At 57.5% G+C, this 17,652-nt stretch carries 16 protein-coding genes and 2 tRNA genes; 8 read left to right on the top strand and 10 right to left on the bottom strand.

Annotated elements, in window-relative coordinates; translation table 11 throughout:
- Positions 1–107 precede the first annotated feature (107 nt).
- Positions 108–182: transfer RNA gene (locus tag AC2TCY_RS07690), tRNA-Glu, on the top strand.
- Between the two features lie 24 nt (positions 183–206).
- A tRNA-Glu gene (locus AC2TCY_RS07685) sits at positions 207–281 on the top strand.
- 314 nt (positions 282–595) lie between these two features.
- Here AC2TCY_RS07685 and AC2TCY_RS07680 read toward each other — a convergent pair.
- The 4 genes from AC2TCY_RS07680 to AC2TCY_RS07665 all read right to left on the bottom strand — a co-directional run bounded on the left by AC2TCY_RS07680 (position 596) and on the right by AC2TCY_RS07665 (position 5,169).
- Positions 596–1,885 (bottom strand): ABC transporter permease, encoded by a 1,290-nt coding sequence (locus AC2TCY_RS07680; protein WP_480846599.1) that lies wholly within the window; start codon positions 1,883–1,885, stop codon positions 596–598.
- Positions 1,882–2,802 (bottom strand): ABC transporter permease, encoded by a 921-nt coding sequence (locus AC2TCY_RS07675; RefSeq protein ID WP_480846598.1) that lies wholly within the window; start codon positions 2,800–2,802, stop codon positions 1,882–1,884. Before AC2TCY_RS07675 ends, AC2TCY_RS07680 begins: the two co-directional genes overlap by 4 nt.
- A 12-nt stretch (positions 2,803–2,814) precedes the next feature.
- Entirely contained in the window at positions 2,815–3,927 is a 1,113-nt protein-coding gene (locus tag AC2TCY_RS07670; protein WP_480846596.1) for an ABC transporter ATP-binding protein, read from the bottom strand.
- A gap of 117 nt (positions 3,928–4,044) precedes the next feature.
- The gene (locus AC2TCY_RS07665) at positions 4,045–5,169 is read right to left on the bottom strand and encodes an extracellular solute-binding protein (protein ID WP_480846594.1); all 1,125 of its coding nucleotides are present in this window, start codon (positions 5,167–5,169) and stop codon (positions 4,045–4,047) included.
- Positions 5,170–5,778: 609 nt separating this feature from the next.
- On the opposite strand from AC2TCY_RS07665, the gene AC2TCY_RS07660 reads away from it, so the two are divergent.
- Both AC2TCY_RS07660 and AC2TCY_RS07655 read left to right on the top strand, forming a co-directional pair.
- Positions 5,779–5,985 (top strand): BCCT family transporter, encoded by a 207-nt coding sequence (locus AC2TCY_RS07660; RefSeq protein ID WP_480846963.1) that lies wholly within the window; start codon positions 5,779–5,781, stop codon positions 5,983–5,985.
- 116 nt (positions 5,986–6,101) lie between these two features.
- Positions 6,102–7,211 (top strand): mandelate racemase/muconate lactonizing enzyme family protein, encoded by a 1,110-nt coding sequence (locus AC2TCY_RS07655; protein WP_480846592.1) that lies wholly within the window; start codon positions 6,102–6,104, stop codon positions 7,209–7,211.
- Positions 7,212–7,456: 245 nt separating this feature from the next.
- On the opposite strand, the gene AC2TCY_RS07650 is transcribed toward AC2TCY_RS07655, so the two are convergent.
- The 4 genes from AC2TCY_RS07650 to AC2TCY_RS07635 all read right to left on the bottom strand — a co-directional run bounded on the left by AC2TCY_RS07650 (position 7,457) and on the right by AC2TCY_RS07635 (position 11,549).
- A complete protein-coding gene (locus AC2TCY_RS07650) occupies positions 7,457–8,413 on the bottom strand; it encodes a GlxA family transcriptional regulator (protein ID WP_480846591.1) in 957 nt (318 codons plus the stop codon).
- Between the two features lie 72 nt (positions 8,414–8,485).
- The gene (gene proX / locus AC2TCY_RS07645) at positions 8,486–9,475 is read right to left on the bottom strand and encodes a glycine betaine/L-proline ABC transporter substrate-binding protein ProX (RefSeq protein ID WP_480846590.1); all 990 of its coding nucleotides are present in this window, start codon (positions 9,473–9,475) and stop codon (positions 8,486–8,488) included.
- Between the two features lie 20 nt (positions 9,476–9,495).
- Positions 9,496–10,449 (bottom strand): ABC transporter permease, encoded by a 954-nt coding sequence (locus tag AC2TCY_RS07640; protein ID WP_480846589.1) that lies wholly within the window; start codon positions 10,447–10,449, stop codon positions 9,496–9,498.
- A gap of 11 nt (positions 10,450–10,460) precedes the next feature.
- Positions 10,461–11,549: a quaternary amine ABC transporter ATP-binding protein gene (locus tag AC2TCY_RS07635; RefSeq protein WP_480846588.1), complete on the bottom strand. Its 1,089-nt coding sequence runs from the start codon at positions 11,547–11,549 to the stop codon at positions 10,461–10,463.
- Positions 11,550–11,693: 144 nt separating this feature from the next.
- On the opposite strand from AC2TCY_RS07635, the gene AC2TCY_RS07630 reads away from it, so the two are divergent.
- The 4 genes from AC2TCY_RS07630 to AC2TCY_RS07615 are packed head-to-tail and all read left to right on the top strand — an operon-like array spanning position 11,694 to position 16,168.
- Positions 11,694–12,404 (top strand): GntR family transcriptional regulator, encoded by a 711-nt coding sequence (locus AC2TCY_RS07630; RefSeq protein ID WP_480846587.1) that lies wholly within the window; start codon positions 11,694–11,696, stop codon positions 12,402–12,404.
- 7 nt (positions 12,405–12,411) lie between these two features.
- Complete coding sequence (locus AC2TCY_RS07625) at positions 12,412–13,329, top strand: dihydrodipicolinate synthase family protein (RefSeq protein ID WP_480846585.1); 918 nt, start codon at positions 12,412–12,414, stop codon at positions 13,327–13,329.
- A gap of 5 nt (positions 13,330–13,334) precedes the next feature.
- Positions 13,335–14,831 carry an aldehyde dehydrogenase gene (locus AC2TCY_RS07620; RefSeq protein ID WP_480846584.1) on the top strand — a complete coding sequence of 499 codons (1,497 nt, stop codon included), beginning with the start codon at positions 13,335–13,337 and terminating at the stop codon, positions 14,829–14,831.
- A complete protein-coding gene (locus AC2TCY_RS07615; RefSeq protein ID WP_480846583.1) occupies positions 14,828–16,168 on the top strand; it encodes an NAD(P)/FAD-dependent oxidoreductase in 1,341 nt (446 codons plus the stop codon). Before AC2TCY_RS07620 ends, AC2TCY_RS07615 begins: the two co-directional genes overlap by 4 nt.
- A 21-nt stretch (positions 16,169–16,189) precedes the next feature.
- On the opposite strand, the gene AC2TCY_RS07610 is transcribed toward AC2TCY_RS07615, so the two are convergent.
- Both AC2TCY_RS07610 and AC2TCY_RS07605 read right to left on the bottom strand, forming a co-directional pair.
- A complete protein-coding gene (locus tag AC2TCY_RS07610; RefSeq protein WP_480846581.1) occupies positions 16,190–16,924 on the bottom strand; it encodes an SDR family NAD(P)-dependent oxidoreductase in 735 nt (244 codons plus the stop codon).
- Positions 16,921–17,652: an SDR family NAD(P)-dependent oxidoreductase gene (locus tag AC2TCY_RS07605; protein ID WP_480846579.1), complete on the bottom strand. Its 732-nt coding sequence runs from the start codon at positions 17,650–17,652 to the stop codon at positions 16,921–16,923. The genes AC2TCY_RS07610 and AC2TCY_RS07605 overlap by 4 nt, the downstream gene beginning before the upstream one ends.

Raw genomic sequence — 17,652 nt, 5'->3', positions numbered from 1 at the left:
GGCCTGCACACACAAGAAGCAAAGGGTCAAAAAAGTTTCACAGCCTTGCGTTTTTCGGCTTGCGGGGGTGCTAGGTAAACCGTAAAAGGCCCTCCACAAGCCAGCGTGGCCCGTTCGTCTATCGGTTAGGACGCCAGGTTTTCAACCTGGAAAGAGGGGTTCGATTCCCCTACGGGCTACCACTTGTGCTTGCGCCAGACCCAAATGGCCCGTTCGTCTATCGGTTAGGACGCCAGGTTTTCAACCTGGAAAGAGGGGTTCGATTCCCCTACGGGCTACCACTTCCCTCGTAAATTATTGTATTTTCGTTGCATTCTGAGCTTTGGCGCTCTCGGCGGATACGCAATTCGTGGCGCGTTTTTCTTAGTCTGGCGAATATCGTGTCTTTCTGGCTCAGCAGCTACCGTTTTGTCGACACAGATGCCCTGTACTGCAGTCCGCTCGGCACTCAGGTTCGCGTGCTTGCACATCGCTTCGGTAGACCGATGCGCACCAGGCGGGTGGCCTAAACAATGCTGACAGTCTGGTTCAGTCTTCATAGCAAGAAAAAGCCCCGGTCCTGAGACCGGGGCTTTGTCAACTTTAGGGAAGAAAACTACTCATCCGTACTCTTCAAGCTGTTGGGGTCAAAGACGCCACCGAAGCCACCGTTGTTTGAAGGTTGTTCATCGGTGTCCGGGGCGCTTTCTTCGTTGTCACCACCCAAGGTGTTTGGAGCGAACACGTTGCCGAAGCCGGAGTTGTTGGACTCTGTCGGCGCAGGCGTGTCCTTTTCCTCGGTGCCGGGGCGCAGTTGATCCGGTGTGAACACACCTTCAAAGCGGCGCTGCCTGCGTTCTTCGCGCTGTTGGCGCAGCTCCTGAATGCGTTGTTCCGCCTCCAGACGCTTCTCCTCCCGAACGTTGGCGATGCACTGGCCGGGGTTATAGGCCGTTGCAGTGCCCACAATGGTGATCGTCGCCACTGCAAACACGACCACAAGAACCGCTGCCATATTGCCGGCAAAGAAGCTGGGCAGTTTGATCTTGCCCGCCAGTTCTTCGACGGTGGCGTTCTTGCGCGCCGTTGCAACCAGTTCCTGACGCTTCAGCTTGGCTTCGTTCAGCAAGGCGAAGAACACGGTCAACGCCACGATGATGAAGGCCAGGGCCGAGATCGCAGGCGTGATGCCATAGCGCACTTTCTGCGCCAGTTCGATCGTCAGCGTCGGGTATTCACCGAAGGTGAAGGTGGTGGTGTTGTAGTTCTCGAACGATGCCAGGAACGCCAGCACCGCAGCTGACGCGATCGCCGGACGCATGAACGGCAGCAGGATTTTGCGGAACGCCTGTGCATGGGTCGCGCCCAGATCCAGCGCCGCCTCGGTCAGCGCGATGTCATAGCGCTGCAGCCGCGCCACCAGAACCAGCATGCAGTAGCTGGCGATAAAGGTGGATTGGCCGATCACCGTCAGGAAGATGCCGTTTGACAGGAAGCTGTCCGCACCCAGCCCCAGCATCCGGTTGATCCGGTCCCAGAAGACCAGGGTCGAGATACCCAGAACAACGCCCGGGATCAGGATCGGCGCGATGATGATCGTGTAGTAGGTCGCGCGCAGCCTGGGCCAGATCTGAGTCAGCATCAGTGCTCCGGCCAGCCCCATCGCCACCGACAGGACCACCGTTCCAAGCCCGACAATCACCGAGTTCTTGATGCCGTTCAGGATGCGTTGATCCCGGAACAGCTCGCCGAACCACTCGAACGTCAGACATTCCCATGGGCTCATCCGTGGGAAGCCGGACGAGTTGAAGGCGGTGATCGACATGATCACCAGCGGGCCCAGCAGATAGGCGAAGAAGATCGCCAGGTAGACCCAGATGCTTATACGGAGGAAGGAATTGTTCATTTCCCGATATCCCCCATATTCACCTTGAACAGACGCATCACGGCCAGCACGAACAGGATACAGGTCACCAGCAGCACGATGGCATAGGCGGCCCCCTGCGGCCAATCATTGTTGTCGTTGAACTGCTGATAGATCAGTTGCGTGAACCACAAGGACGATGGTCCGCCCAGAATCTGCGGCGCGGCCAGCGCCCCGGCAGACAGCATGAACACCATCGTACACCCCGAGCTGATGCCCGGCTTGGCATAGGGTATGACCACTCGCCAGTGGATCCGCCACCAGGGCGCACCCAGATCCCGCGCGGCCTCGATCTGGTTTTTGTCCAGACTTTCGATCACGTTGTACATCGGGAAGATCATCAGCAGGATATAGGCATAGCCCAGACCGGCATAGAGCGCGATGTCATTGCGGATGAAGTCGAACGGCACATCCCAGATCCCCAGTCCCATGAACAGGGTGTTCAACACACCGGTCTCGCCAAAGATGATGCGCAGCGCAAAGGCCCGCAGGATCTCGTTGATCCAGTAAGGGATGATCAGCATGATCGCGAAGATGCGGATGTGATTGCCCTTGGTCTGACCCAGGTAATAGGCGATCGGGTAGCAGATGATCAGGTTGAAGATCGTCACGCAGACCGCCGCGAGCAGCGTGCGGAAGAACACCCGCAGATCGACGGTGTTGTAATCCTGACCACCGCCTTCGGGGCCGAAGACGAGGTATTTGTAGTTCTCCAGCGTATAGACGTCCTTGGGCCCGCCGATCTCGGGCGGCGGCAGGTTCGGACGGAAGGAAAAGTCCAGCATCGACAGCTGTGGCAGGATGATCAGGCCAATGGTCCAGAACAGGACAAGACCCAGGATCGCCGATCCCATGCCGATGCCGTTTCGGTTGAAGAATTCTTTCAGAAAGCGGGGCATGTGTCTGATCCCCTATTCCGCGGCCAGTTCACCCGCAGGAACCAGAACCGCGTTGCGGGCCTCGTATTCCAGCGTGATGGTCTGACCGGTGTGATCCTCGAAGGATTGGCCATGGTTAGGCAACGAGACCTTGATCTCTTTACCGCCATCGCCTTCGGTGAAGATGTTGAAGACGTTGCCTTCAAATTCCTCGTGGTTCACGCGGGCGCTGACAAAATGATCTCCGGCCGCACCGTCCGGCGCAATCGCCAGAGCTTCGGGGCGGATGAACATCATCGCATCGTCACCTTCGCGCATCTTGCCCTGATTGGCAGAGGAGATCCGCGCCACCAGATCGCCCGACCGGTTGGTCGAGATCAGTGCCTCGTTGCCCATGACCTGCTTGATCTTGCCGCGGAACACGTTGTTTTCACCCACGAATGAGGCCGCAAAGGCAGTGGCGGGGTCGTTGTAGATGGTCTTGCCATCAGCAATCTGATCGATCACACCCGCCTTCATCACCGCGATACTGTCCGACATGGTCAGGGCCTCACCCTGGTCATGGGTGATGTAGATGAACGTGATGCCGACGCGCTTCTGGATTTCGCGCAACTCGGTGCGCATATGCTGGCGCAATTTGAGGTCCAGCGCCGAAAGCGGTTCATCCAGCAGCAACACATCCGGTTCGGCACATAGCGCCCGCGCGATGGCGACCCGTTGGCGTTGGCCACCGGAAAGCTCGCTTGGCAGCTTGTCGCCCTGGTCGGGCAGCGCGATCATGTCCAGCAACTCATCGGCGCGCCTGCGGCGCTCGGCGGCGCTGGCGCCGTTGATCTCCATCGAGAAGGTAATGTTTTCCCAGACTTTCATCAGCGGAAACAGCGCGAGATTCTGAAAGATCAGGGCGGTCGGGCGTTTGTTCGGTCCGATCCCTCTCATGTTGTTTCCACCGATCAGGACGTTGCCTTCGCTGGGCTCCAAAAAGCCCGACACCGCGCGCAGGATCGTGGTCTTGCCACATCCCGAGGGGCCAAGGAACGAAAAGAAATCGCCCCCGTTGATATTCACGTTCGCATCACGCACGGCGACAAAATCACCGAAACGGATCCACAGGTTCTCCAGATCTACGCCGACCCCTGCACTCATTTTTGGTATCTCCCTGGAGCACGGCCCGAGGCCACGCCACATTTCTATCCGTCACGCCGGGACGGCGTGCGGGAAACTGGCCCCCCGCAATCCGCGAGGGGCCCGATGTCAAGGCGATCAGGCGCTCTTGAATTTGTTGACGAACTCAGTCCGCGTTTCCGCGTACCACGGCGCCTCGGCGGGCCATGGGTTCAGATTGGCCAGCGAGTCACCCGGATAGGCCTCGGCAAAGTTCTTCTTGTAGGTGTCACCGGAATACTGGTCGGCACCCAGAACCGGCGAGTTGTAGCCGTGGCTATCAATCGCGACACCGGCGGGTTTGGCCTGATACGCAAAGTCGATGAAGGCGTAGACCTGATCGATATTCGCGGCACCTGTCGGCATCGAGATACCGTCGACCCAGGCCATCGCGCCTTCGACCGGTGCCTGATAATGCACGGGTTCGCCCGCAGACTTGAGCGCCAGCGGTGGGCCATCCCAAGTCTGACCGACAACAACACCTTCGTTCAGCAGACCGTTTTTCTGCGTGTCAGCGTCGTTCCAGATCAGCTTGATCCGGCTCTTGCGCTCGACGCACCAGTCTGTGATCTGGCCCCAGACCTTGCGCATGGTGTCTTCGTCGCCATAAGCAGCCCAGACCGAGCCCGGCTCCATCTCGCCCGCACGCTCCATGTAAAGGCCTGCGCCCAGCATCATCGAATGTGCACGGCCCATGGTCTTGCCGGCGTTCTCTTCCGACCAGACATCGCCATAAGACGGCGCGTCCCCTTCGGGCAGCCACAGGTCGGTGCGATAGGCGATGCCTTCGGTACCCCAGATATGCGGCAGCCAGTGCGCACCGCTGCCACCAAAGTCCCAGGCATCGGTGCCGATCTTGGCCATCGCCGGGTTCACCAGATCAATCGGAACCTTGTTCATGTCGAACGGCTGCAGCAGTTCCAGAGGCTCCCACTGAAGTGAGCGGTTGTTGGTCGGCGAAACAATGTCAAAGCCCTGACCCTTTGTCGCCTTCATCTTGTTGATGATTTCTTCGTTCGAACCAATACCGGTATAGTTCACCTTGATCCCGGTAAGAGTTTCGAATTCCTGAATAAACGCAGGCGGCAGATAGTCAGACCACATCAGAATGTTGATCTCGCCCGAAGAGGCCAGCGCGCTCTTGCTATACAAAGGCGCAGCCAAAGCAGCCGCTCCCGCACCTTTCAATAACGTCCGCCGTGATAAGTCTTTTCGTGTTACCATTGTAGTTTCTCCCGTTGTTGGATTTTTGATTTTTTGTTTTGGTATTCGCAGGCTAGACCTTTCCCGCTGAACTGTCAGTCCAAAAGTGACAGTTGGAAGCTTTCAATAAGTCCAGATTGGTCGAAAGACACCCGTAGTCTATTGCCAGATGGATAGATACTGGCCACGATCAGCCTCCCGAAAAGCGAGCAAACGTTGACAAATATAGTGAAATTGCCGCCCTGCGAAATGCCCGGACTGCAATCCAGTCGACATGAACCAGGAATCTTCGAAGGCGAAAAAAACAGAAACCTTAGCTGAAATTTGTGGCTGACTTCTGCAACGACATAATCAGTGCACCTCTCCCAACAGTCCCGACCACACCTGTGAAATCCCATTGCAAGACAATGGCAGCTACGAGCAGTGGTTCGATGAGGGCGGAAAAGATGCCGATAATGTCGGTCGTTTAGAAGCAGACGCATTCTGGACAATTATGCTCGACCGCCAAGGTCTAACGACCAATTCAGTGCACTGGCAGGGATTGCCGAAAGGAAGCGCCCCGAAATAAGCCGTGAAAGGACCCGAGGTTATGGCCAAGGCCCAAATAACAACTCTGTCACGTGTTGAACCATAGCGTCTGGCCTGACTGCTGTCACCGGGGCTCTGATTCTGGCCGCTGGCGAGAACAACCCGATGGACGCATTGCGAAATACAACGGTCATCAGCGCCCTGCCCTTTACTATGGTCATGGGCTTGATGTGCGCCGCTCTAGCCAAAGCACTCTATCGGGACGGAAAACCAGAAAAAGCCGGCGTTCTACCAGCTGCTGCAGAGTGAACTTTCGGGGCGCGCAATCACGCCCCGATCCGTTTGCGACTTTGTCAGAAAAAGGTCGCAATCGTCCAACCGAAAAGACGAAAAACCAAAACGCTATCAATTCGCAGGCATCACGCATGAACTTGAAAATCAAAGAAATCCACCTTTACGCACACGACCTACCCGTCAAAAATGGCCCCTACACTATGGCAAGCGGCGCGGTTTATGCATTGGACACAACCCTGGTCAAGCTGGTTGCTCACGATGGCACAGTCGGATGGGGGGAAACCTGCCCTGTTGGTCCTACATATGCCGAGGCACATGCCGAAGGCGCCCGTGCTGCGCTGAAAGTTCTGGCTGCCGGGCTGGTGGGTACGGAAGTCTGGCCAGCAGCGCTGAACCGCACCATGAACAGCCTGCTCAATGGGCACAACTATGCCAAAGCAGCCCTTGATATCGCAGCCCATGATTTGATCGGCAAGACATTGGGCATCAGCGTCGCCGACTTACTGGGCGGGGCTGTGACCGATCAGGTACCATCATACTATGCCACCGGCGTTGGCGAACCGGATGACATAGCCCGGCTGGCGGGTGAGAAATTGGCCGAAGGATACCCACGCCTGCAAGTCAAGGTTGGGGGACGGCCGGTCGAGATTGACATCGAAACGATCCGAAAGGTTTGGGAAACCGTCGGCGGCTCTGGCATGCGGTTGGCAGTAGATGGCAATCGTGGCTGGACCACTCGGGATGCGCTGCGGGTCAGCCGCGAGTGCCCGGAGATCCCTTTCATAATGGAGCAGCCATGCAATACCGTCGAAGATCTCAGGAAAATCCGGCAACAGGTCAGCCATGGAATCTACATGGACGAAAACAGCATTGACTTGAACACCGTGATCTCGGCTGCCGGCACTGGCCTTGTTGACGGGTTCGGTATGAAAGTCACGCGGATCGGTGGTCTGCAGAACATGCGTGCGTTCCGTGACATTTGTGAGGCGCGCAATCTGCCGCACACCTGTGATGATAGCTGGGGCGGCGACATCATTGCCGCAGCCTGCACGCAAATCGGATCAACGATCAGGCCCGATCTTCTCGAAGGTGTTTGGCTCGCCGCACCATACATCGACAGTAACTACGATCCTGAACACGGTATCTCCATAAAGAGCGGGCACATACAGCGACCGACAGGTCCAGGTTTGGGTGTTACGCCAGATGAAACCCTATTTGGCCCGCCTATTGGCTCATTTTGAACAGGTGGAAAGAGCGGCTTGAGACTTTAGCCACTGCACTCGCGTTCGTGGCCTTAGTACCCAATAAGGCCACGGTTTCGTCAAGCCTGTCTCTGCACAAGTTGGAGGCGCGAGACACCATCGAAAACCAGCCTTTTGACGCTGTCCCGAAATGGCATCGTGTTGCCGCCATGGGCGCAAAGACCCAGCCACTGTTATTGGCGTTTACTCTTTGGTCGACAATGCTGTACGCCGCACTCTTCAAGTCAATCGCGTCGCCCCTTTTGAAGCATCGGTGTTACGCCAAACGTCGCTCTGTAAACACGTGAAAAATGCCCTGCGCTTTCGAATCCGCAGGCAAAAGCGATATCAGTTACCGACGCCTCAGTCTGAATAAGCAGGTTGCGGGCCCGCTCCAGTCGCATTTCCATAAAGTACTTTTTCGGCGATGCGTTCAAATACTTACCAAACAGTCTTTCAAGCTGCCTGGTCGAAATCCCGATCTGCTCGGCGATGACCGACGGCGAGACCGGTTCGTCGATGCGGTCATGCATAATCTGAATCGCCTTCGCCAAATGAGTGTTCCGCATACCGTTTCGCGATTGAAGCGACACACGCTGCTCGGCGGTCGCATTGCGCACCGCGTTATAGACCATCTGATCAGCCACCGCGATCGACAGGTCATAGCCGTGATTGCGCTCGATCAGATGCAGCATCAGATCGGCGGTCGCTGTGCCGCCCGACGCCGTGACGTGCTTTTCATCCGCAACAAAAACACTGCGAACAAGGTTCACTTCCGGGAAAGCCTCCATAAAGGCATCATGATATTCCCAGTGGATCGCGACCTGCATGCCGTCCAGAAATCCTGCCTCGGCCAGCACCCACGCGCCGGAACACAGCGCACCGATTGATGTACCCTTGGCGCGTTCACGGCGCAGACTGCCGAGTAAGGTGCGCGACACGTGATTGCGCATGTGAATACCTGATAACACAAAAACCTGATTGCATTTGGGCAAATCATCGAACGTGGAATGTACCAGTGTCACGGACCCGTTCGAACAGATAGCCTTTTCACCCGCTTCCGAGGCAAAGGACCATTTATACAATTCCCGCCCACTAACAAGATTAGCGATACGCAGGGGTTCGACAGCGCAGGAGAACGCCAGATGCGAAAACTCCTCGACCAGCATGAAGGTGTAATGCTGTGTTTGGGTCTGGGTCATGATCGCCCTTCCTCAGAATGAATCTGCGCGAGCCTCAGCCCGCGCAGATCAGTGTTTGGCTGTTGGTTAGCATTATTGAGCGGCAGCGCGCGCCGCATCAAGCCAGCTGTCGTAAGCCTCGCGGTTGGTCTCGATCCAGGCCTCGACGTGACGGTCGATGTCGTCCGAGTTGTCTTCGCCGTCGGACACCATCTTGTTCTGCGCCGAGATGTCGTTGATGTCGATCTTTGCCATTTCGAACAGCTTGGCGGCTGCGGGGTTGGCGTTCAGAAAATCATCCGTGGCAACAACACGGATGCTGTCGACCGCAAATCCCAGGTCCTTACCGTCAAAGGTGGTTTCCGCGATCTCTCCATCCGGCAACGAAGAGTAGGGAACGGCCAGCCACTCCACATCCTCGCCCGGCACCAGTGCGCCCGATACCCAGTATGGGGTCCAAGTGTAGTACAGAACGTTTTCGCCTGCCGCGTTGCGCGCAATCGTGTCCGCGATGATGGCGTTGTAGGAGCCCTGATTGTGACCAATCGAGTCGCGCAGGCCGAACTCGTCCAGTTGGTGTTCAATCACGCGCTCACAACCCCAACCCGGAACGCAGCCAGCCAGATCGGCCTTACCGTCGCCATCCGCATCGAACAGCTTGGCTTTTTCGGGGTCTTTCAGGTCACCCAGATTCTGGACGCCTGCATCATAGGCAGACTTGTTGACCAGATAACCCTGCAGAGCACCTTCAATGAGGGTTCCAACTTTCTCCAGAACCTCGTCGCCGCCAGATTCCTGAAAGAATGTATCATGCAGCTTGTTCCAGTGTACCGCAGTAAAATCGCCATCACCGGTACCCAAGGCCAGATGAATGGTCTGGTATTCAACTTCCTGCGGGTCAGCAACTTCGTACCCCAAGTCTTCCAGCGCCGAGAACAGGATGCGATGCTGAAACGTTTCCTCGACCGAGGGCGCCATCACGGGGCGCACTGTTACACCCGTGCCCGGATTATCGTCTGCAAATGCGACGCCGGTCAGCATCGTGGTCGCCGCAATGGTTGCGATCACATTGGTTTTGAACATTTGGTTTCCCTCCCTGGGGTTCAGTTGATTGAAGAAGTTCCGGCTTTTCCGAACAGGCGCATCACCGCGCCCACCGGGCCGATTTGCCACCAATGGCGGTGTCCGCGCTCGCGTCCGGACTGCCCCATGCCCTGCGTGATGCGGTCAAGTACGATGGCCAGGATCACGATACCCAGACCGCCAACCAGCGCCTTGCCAGCATCCAACCGACCCATTGCGCGCAGCACTTCGTTACCCAGACCCTTGACCGATATCATCGAGGCAATCACGACCATCGACAGCGACAGCATGATTGTCTGATTGACACCCGCCAGAATGGTGGGCGTTGCCAGCGGAAGCTCGACCTTGAACAGGATCTGCCGGGGATTGGCCCCAAATGCGCGGGCAGCTTCGACGACGGATTCGTTGACACCACGAATACCCAGCGATGTCAGACGGATCAGCGGCGGCAGCGCGAAGATGATCGTCACTATGACGCCCGAAACGTTGCCGATCCCGATCAGCATGACCACCGGCACCAGATAAACGAAAGCTGGAATGGTCTGCATCGTATCCAGAATCGGGCGGATCGCGGTTTCGAACCGATCGTTCTTGCCGGCTAGAATGCCAAGCGGCAGGCCGATGAGGAAACACAGGATCACCGCCGAAATGACGATCGCAAGCGTCGTCATCGCCAGGCCCCAGGCATTAGGCGACAAAAAGCCCAGAACAGTCATACTGATGGCCACCAGAATAGCGACCCGCCGGCCCGCGGCCTGCCACGCGATAAGTACCAGCAAAAGCAGCATGATCAACGGCGGCACCGCGTTCAGGCCGTTGTCGATGCCAACAATCAGGTCGTTAAAGAAGTTCTTGATCGGCTGGATGATCCCGCGATTTGAAATCGCCCATTGCTTCACGCCGTCGGCCGATTCAGCCAGTCCCAGATCAACCGAGGAAAATGGGTCGAGAATGTTGAATTCCGTATCTGCCATGTCTTTTGTCCTCAGTGTTTCAGGCTGCTGGCGTCTTCCACGTCACCCTGAATGCCGCGCAGCAGAGCGTTCTTGGTCACAATCCCGATGGCCTTGCCGTCCGCTTTGACCACGACGGGGTGTTGAGTGGAGATCGACAGATTCACCAGGTCATCCAGCGAATGATCCGGACGCGCCTCGGGCCAGTCGCTGACATCGATCGGGCCGCTGTGGCGTTCAAAGGCCTCGACCGGTTCCATGATCTTGCCGGCCGAGATCAGCTCCAGTTTCGAAATGCCCGCGACGAAATCCGCTACATATTCGTCGGCCGGATTGGTCACGATGTCCTCCGGCGTGCCGACTTGAACCAGTGCGCCGTCCTTCATGATTGCGATCCGGTCACCGATACGGATCGCTTCGTCCAGATCGTGTGTGATGAAGAGTGTCGTCTTCTTCATCTCAGCCGACAGCGACATGAACTTATCCTGCAACTGACGGCGGATCAGCGGGTCGAGTGCCGAGAATGGCTCGTCCATTAACAGGATGGCCGGATCAGCGGCGATAGCACGTGCCAGTCCCACACGCTGCTGCATACCGCCGGACAGTTCGTCGGGGTATTTCTGATCCCATCCGGTCAGATCCACTGCGTCGATGGCGCGCAACGCGTTTTCGCGGCGTTCGCGCGCATCGTGGCCGCGCACCTCCTGACTGAATGAGACGTTATCCAGAACAGAGCGATGCGGCATCAGCGCCATATTCTGAAACACCATGCCGATCTTTTCCGCCCGCAATTCGCGCAAATCGCGGGCTGACAGTGCGTTTACGTCCTGCCCTTCGATAAAAAGCTGCCCCGAAGTTGGCTCGATCAACCGGTTCACATGGCGAATCAATGTGGACTTGCCAGAGCCTGAAAGCCCCATGATGCAGAATATTTCGCCACGATTGACGGTGAACGTCGCGTCCTGAACCCCGACGACACAGTTGAACTGATCCCGAACTTCGAGCTTTCCAAGCCCTTGCTCCTGAACGGCTTTCATTGCCTCATCGGCGCGTTTTCCAAAGATCTTCCATAGATTTCGGCAATCGATCACGGGTTCTTCCAAGGTGTTGGCCACCGGCATCGTCCTCCTCCAGTTTTCTGTACACTGCACAAATTTTTTTTGTATACAAGTTGTATTTTACGGAGATACAACATGAACGCCGATTGTGTTTGCCGCACGATTCGTCATTCTGGCACCCCGGCAAACGCAACATGAGGACACGCGATGAAAGACGAGGCAAAAAAGCGGAAGGACGAGTTGAGAGAGCACCTGAAGGTGTCGATCCTGACGTTGCGCCTGAACCCCGGCGAAGATCTGGACGAAGCGCAACTGTCCGAGGCCTTTGGTTTGTCACGCACACCATTGCGCGAGGTTTTCCGCGAACTTGCGGGTGAAGGGTATCTGGACCTGCGCACCAACCGCAGCGCCCGCGTATCCGAGATGTCCTATACGACGCTGCGCGACTTCTTCCTGGCAGCGCCGATGATCTATGGCGCTATCCTGCGCCTTGCCGCGCTCAACGCGACGCCTGCACAGATCGAAGAGCTGAAAAACTCGCAAGAGGCGTTCAAAGCCGCCTTGCGCACCGGTTCAGGCGAGGAACGCGCACTGGCCAACAACCGCTTCCACGAAGTGACCGGTGAGATGTCGGGCAATATCTATCTGCTGCCTTCGTATTATCGCCTGCTGATCGACCATTCGCGGATCGGCATGACCTTTTACCGCCCGCAATCTGCAGAGATGTCGGAAAACCTGTCGGAGGCCAGCCAACAGCACGACGCCATCATTGCCGCAATCGAAGCACGCGACGATGCAGCGGCGGCAAAGCTGGCCGAAGACCATTGGAACCTTTCCCGCGACCAGATCGAACTATTCGTAATGCCCGAGGCATTGGACGTCCCGATGGGCGCCCTGCCCCGATCAAAACCAGCATGAGGACTGAATGAACCCGATATTCAGATTTGAGGGGATTTATACCCCTGTCGTCACGCCCTATCACGACGACGGAACCGTCAATTGGGACGCGTTGAGTGACGTGATCGAATACCTGATCGAAAACGGCGTGCATGGCCTGATTTCGGGGGGATCGACCGGCGAAAACTATGCTCAGACTGTCGAAGAACGTCTGGAACTGGCCCGCTTCACTCACGAACGCCTGAAAAGTCGCCTTCCACTGGTTGTCGGTACAGGTGCAATGCTGACATCGGATTCCGTTGCACTTGCTTCCAGTGCTCGTGAGTTAGGCGCGGATTCAATTCTGCTTGCCAGCCCGCCTTATTCGGTACCGACCGACCGGGAAAACGCGCTGAACGCGCTGACAATCGACAAGGCCGCTGACTTGCCAGTGATGCTGTACAACTACCCGCATCGCACCGGCACGATGATGGGCGAAGAGTTCCTCGACCGCGTCGGACGCAGCCGGAACTTCTGCGGGATCAAGGAAAGTTCGGGCGATATCAACCGCGTTCACCTGCTTGCGCGCGACTATCCGCATATCCAATTGGGATGCGGCATGGACGACCAGGCGCTGGAGTTCTTTGCCTGGGGCGCGCCCTTCTGGGTATGCGGTGGTTCAAATTTCCTGCCAAGGGAACACGTCGCTCTTTACAACGCATGTGTGATCGAGGGGAACTTTGCCAAAGGCCGCCGCATCATGAGCGCAATGATGCCTCTGATGCGGGTGCTGGAACAGGGTGGAAAGTTCATCCAGACGATCAAGCATGGCGTGACCATGAATGGGATCGATGCGGGCGCGATGCGGGCGCCGCTGAAGGGCCTGAACAAAGACGACAAGCGCGCGCTGGAACAGGTGACACGTGTGCTGAAAAAGACAATCGCCGATATTGTGGCCGAGGGGTAAGAAACATGGATCTGCTGACACAGGACGAATACAAATCCATCGCGGCAGGCCTGGACCTGCCAACCGGCGCCTTTATCGACGGTGGCTTTCGCCCCGCAATTTCGGGCGAGACTTTTGAAACCATTAACCCCGCCACTGGCGAAAATCTGACAGACATCGCCTCCTGCGCTTCGGCTGATGTTGATCTCGCGGTCGAAAAGGCGCGCGAGGCGTTTGACGATGGTCGCTGGAGCAAGATGCACCCGTCCGAGCGCAAGGATGTGCTGATCCGGCTGAGCAAGCTGATGACTCGCAATGCGCGTGAGCTGGCGGTGATGGAAAGTCTCGACAGCGGTAAGACCATCTACGACTGCGAAACGGTAGATGTGCCCGAGACGATCCATTGCTTGAAATGGCACGCCGAAGCGATCGACAAAATCTATGATCAGGTCTCTCCGGCCAGCGATGATCATATCGCAATGGTAGTGCGTGAACCGATCGGTGTCGTTGGTTTGGTGCTGCCCTGGAACTTCCCCCTGCTGATGCTGGCGTGGAAGATCGGCCCGGCACTGGCAGCAGGGTGTTCGCTGGTTGTGAAACCAGCGGCGGAAACCACCCTGACCGCCCTGCGCGTTGCTGAACTTGCGATCGAGGCCGGACTGCCGCGCGGTGTCCTGAACGTCGTGCCCGGCGGAGGCGCCAATGTAGGTGAGCCTATCGGTCGCCATATGGATATTGACATGGTGTCCTTCACAGGCTCGACCGTGACCGGCAAACGCTTCCTGATCTATTCGGCAGAAAGCAACGCCAAGGAAGTTGTGCTGGAAATGGGCGGCAAGAACCCAGCCATTGTCATGAATGATGCCGAAAACCTGGACCGTGTGGCGCAGCATGTCGTCAACGGCGCTTTCTGGAACATGGGCGAGAACTGCTCGGCCTCGTCACGCCTGATCGTTCATAGGGACGTCAAATCCGAATTGCTGGAGCGCATCACCCATCATGCCAAGCAATGGAACATTGGCAACCCGCTGGACCCGGAAACCCGCATGGGCGCGTTGGTCAGCGAGGGCCACTACAACAAGGTCTGCGGCTATCTGGAGCAGGCCGAAAACGTGGTAATTGGCGGTAAGGCGAACAATGGCTTTGTCGAAGCCACAGTGGTCGAAGTGCCCGGCAACGATACCGTCCTGGCGCGTGAGGAAATCTTTGGCCCGGTCTTGTCCGTAATCGAAGTTTCGGGCTTTGACGAAGCTATCAAGATCGCCAATGATACGGAATATGGGCTCTGTGCGTCGATCTTCACAGCCAATGCCAAACGCGCCATTCGCGGCGCCCGCGCCCTGCGGGCCGGGACCGTGACAGTGAACAGTTTTGGCGAGGGAGACATCACGACTCCGTTTGGCGGGTACAAGCAGTCCGGTTTTGGCGGTCGCGACAACTCGATCCACGCGCATGACCAGTACACTCAGCTGAAAACCATCTGGATCGATCTGTCTGATGACGCTGACGAGGCCGTGGATTGAGTAGCTATACCGCTAAGCATCAACCTGTCCATCGCGGGCCAGCTGCCTGGAATTCCATTCTGGGTAGCCAGCCCCCGGCGAACGAGCTGGACACGAACCTTACAGCTGATTTTGTGGTGGTCGGCGGCGGCTTTGCGGGTCTGACCGCCGCCCGCCGCCTGCGACAACTGCAACCTGACGCCAAAGTTGTCGTTCTGGAGGCCGGACGACTGGCGGAAGGTGCCGCTGGCCGGAATTCCGGCTTTATGATCGATCTGCCGCATGATTTGTCCTCATCGGATTACTCCGGAACGGGTGACGACAAGGCGATGATCGCGCTGAATCGTCAGGCCATTTCATTCGCTGGTAGCGCGGTCGAGGATTACCAGATCAACAGGAATTTTTTTGACCCGGTCGGCAAGGTGAACGGTGCGGCCAGCGCAGCGGGCCAAGCACATAATGAAAGCTACGCCAAACACCTGAACGCGTTGGGCGAAACCAGTGAGATGCTGGACCCGCAGCAAATGCATGTGCTGACCGGATCGCGGCATTATGTGTCGGGACTCTACACGCCAGGTACCGTGATGCTGCAACCCGCGGGCTACATTCGCGGGCTGGGTGCCGGTCTGACCAGGGATGGCGTCGCGATCTGCGAAAACTCGGCTGTAAACGGATTCGAAAGACAGGGCGACAGCTGGCTGGTCAAAACAGATTGCGGCTCGGTCAGTGCCGGGGCGGTCTTGCTAACTGTCAACGGCCATCTTGAAAGCTTTGGGATTGAACGTGGACGGTTGATGCAGCTGTTCCTCTATGCGGTGATGACACCGGAGCTGGACAACAGCGCCCTGTCGCGCCTGGGCGGGCAACCGCGCTGGGGTGTGACGCCCTCCGACCCGATGGGAACGACTGTGCGGAGGATAGACACCGGTCAGGGTGGTAATCGCATCATCACTCGCACCTGCGCGACGTTGCGCCCCGGCATGCAGGTCTCTCAGGCTGATCTTGCCCGGGCAACAAAGGTTATGCAGCGTAAGTTCGATCAGCGGTTTCCCCAGCTTGCTGGCACGCAGATGGAATATCAATGGGCCGGGCATCTGTGCCTCAGCCTCAACGGCGTGTCAGTCGCGCGCGAAATAGAGGCCGGCGTCTATTCCGGCTGCGTTCAGAACGGGTTGGGAACAGCACGCGGCACTCTGACCGGCATCGCCGCAGCGGAGCTGGCCTGCGGCCACAGCTCGACCGTCTCCCGCTTTTTCGAGACGGCGGAACGGCCGAAACGCCTGCCGCCGCAACCGTTTCGGGAAATCGGTGCCAATATGATTCTGCGATGGAAAGAATGGCGCGCCCGAGAGGAATAGTCCGGGTGTCCTCTGGTCAGTTCAAGGCAGGCTGAGCTTCGCCATTCGACCACCGTCGACTGTGTAGATTTGCCCCGTGATGAAGCTGGACTCTTCGGCGGCCAGGAATGCCACCAATGCGGCAACCTCTTCCGGCGCGCCTGTGCGGGCTACGGGATGAATGCGCCCGATATTTCGGCGGAACGCTTCCGGATCCGGTATGGAGTCGATGAAATCCATATTGAGTTCCGTGTCGATCCACCCCGGCGCAACCGCGTTGCATCGAATCCCTTCGGCCCCATGATCTACTGCAATCGCCCGTGTCAAACCGTGCAAACCGGCCTTTGACGCGCAGTAGGCCGCGTGGCCGGGATTTGAACCCTGCCCCTCTATGGACCCGATGTTGACGATGCTTCCACGAGCCTTGCGCAGATACGGCAGGGCCGCTTTGATCATTACGAAAGGCGCGGTCAGATTGACTGTCAGATTGCGTTGCCAATCTTCGACAGACATATCCTCGACAGCAGCTTCCTGCATCATACCCGCGTTGTTCACCAACACATCCAGGCCACCTGCCGCGGTAACGACCTGAGAAACAACATTGTAGGGGCTGCTCGGATCGCTCAAATCCGCCTTGATGCCTTCAAATTCGCTATCCGCTCCGCGCTGCGCGGTGAAGACACGAGCGCCCTCTTGCCTCAATCGCTCCGCAATTGCCCGGCCAATGCCACTGCGTCCGCCTGTGACCAGCGCGGTTTTTCCTTCGAACCTGTTCATGACACGGGTTTCCCTCCGTTAACCTCGACCAGTGACCCACATAAATAGCGTGAGGCATCCGACACCAGAAACATGATGACGTCGGCAATATCCTCGGGCTCTGCGATACGGCCCAAAGGAACCGTCTGCCCCAATTCGGCCACGGCCGTATCAGGATCAAACCCACGTTTTGCGAACCCTGTGCGTAACATCGGAGTGTTCACTTCGTTCGGGCAGACTGCGTTGATGCGGATACCCTGATGGGCATGGTCCATCCCCATGCACTGTGTCAGGGATGCGATGGCTGCCTTGGTCATGCAATAGAGCGCGTGATTGCCGCCGGGCCTCAACCCCCAACAAGAAGCGGTATTGACGATGGCACCGCCACCGTTGCGAGCCATGATAGGGATTGCGGCACGGCAAATGCGAAACGGCGCCTCAACGTTTACGCCCATGGACAGCGACCAGTCCGCGTCCGAGGTATCAGTGACCGGACCACGCGAGATTACACCTGCGTTATTGATCACAATATCCAGGGCCCCAAGCGAAACCGCCGCCGCTTGCGGCAAGCCATCCGCGTAACCCTGGTCGAGCAAATCCCCGGGCAGTTGTGCCTCGGCTTCGATCCCGTCGACAGCGCGGTCTGCAACAGCTACACGAACACCCGCTTCTCGTAGTTTCTTAACAATTGAGACGCCGATGCCACCGGCCGCTCCGGTTACCAGCGCAGATTTTCCTGCCAGCTCCAT

The organism is Ruegeria sp. HKCCD7181, assembly GCF_057221055.1.
This window is presented reverse-complemented; position numbering and strand designations above follow the sequence as displayed.

Bases quoted from the DNA above. Each gene is read 5' to 3' on its own strand.
- AC2TCY_RS07665 (WP_480846594.1), bottom strand. From the start codon at position 5,169: ATGGTAACACGAAAAGACTTATCACGGCGGACGTTATTGAAAGGTGCG.
- AC2TCY_RS07675 (WP_480846598.1), bottom strand. From the start codon at position 2,802: ATGCCCCGCTTTCTGAAAGAATTCTTCAACCGAAACGGCATCGGCATG.
- AC2TCY_RS07605 (WP_480846579.1), bottom strand. From the start codon at position 17,652: ATGGAGCTGGCAGGAAAATCTGCGCTGGTAACCGGAGCGGCCGGTGGC.
- AC2TCY_RS07610 (WP_480846581.1), bottom strand. From the start codon at position 16,924: ATGAACAGGTTCGAAGGAAAAACCGCGCTGGTCACAGGCGGACGCAGT.
- AC2TCY_RS07655 (WP_480846592.1), top strand. From the start codon at position 6,102: ATGAACTTGAAAATCAAAGAAATCCACCTTTACGCACACGACCTACCC.
- proX (WP_480846590.1), bottom strand. From the start codon at position 9,475: ATGTTCAAAACCAATGTGATCGCAACCATTGCGGCGACCACGATGCTG.
- AC2TCY_RS07635 (WP_480846588.1), bottom strand. From the start codon at position 11,549: ATGCCGGTGGCCAACACCTTGGAAGAACCCGTGATCGATTGCCGAAAT.
- AC2TCY_RS07630 (WP_480846587.1), top strand. From the start codon at position 11,694: ATGAAAGACGAGGCAAAAAAGCGGAAGGACGAGTTGAGAGAGCACCTG.
- AC2TCY_RS07625 (WP_480846585.1), top strand. From the start codon at position 12,412: ATGAACCCGATATTCAGATTTGAGGGGATTTATACCCCTGTCGTCACG.
- AC2TCY_RS07640 (WP_480846589.1), bottom strand. From the start codon at position 10,449: ATGGCAGATACGGAATTCAACATTCTCGACCCATTTTCCTCGGTTGAT.
- AC2TCY_RS07670 (WP_480846596.1), bottom strand. From the start codon at position 3,927: ATGAGTGCAGGGGTCGGCGTAGATCTGGAGAACCTGTGGATCCGTTTC.
- AC2TCY_RS07680 (WP_480846599.1), bottom strand. From the start codon at position 1,885: ATGAACAATTCCTTCCTCCGTATAAGCATCTGGGTCTACCTGGCGATC.
- AC2TCY_RS07620 (WP_480846584.1), top strand. From the start codon at position 13,335: ATGGATCTGCTGACACAGGACGAATACAAATCCATCGCGGCAGGCCTG.
- AC2TCY_RS07650 (WP_480846591.1), bottom strand. From the start codon at position 8,413: ATGACCCAGACCCAAACACAGCATTACACCTTCATGCTGGTCGAGGAG.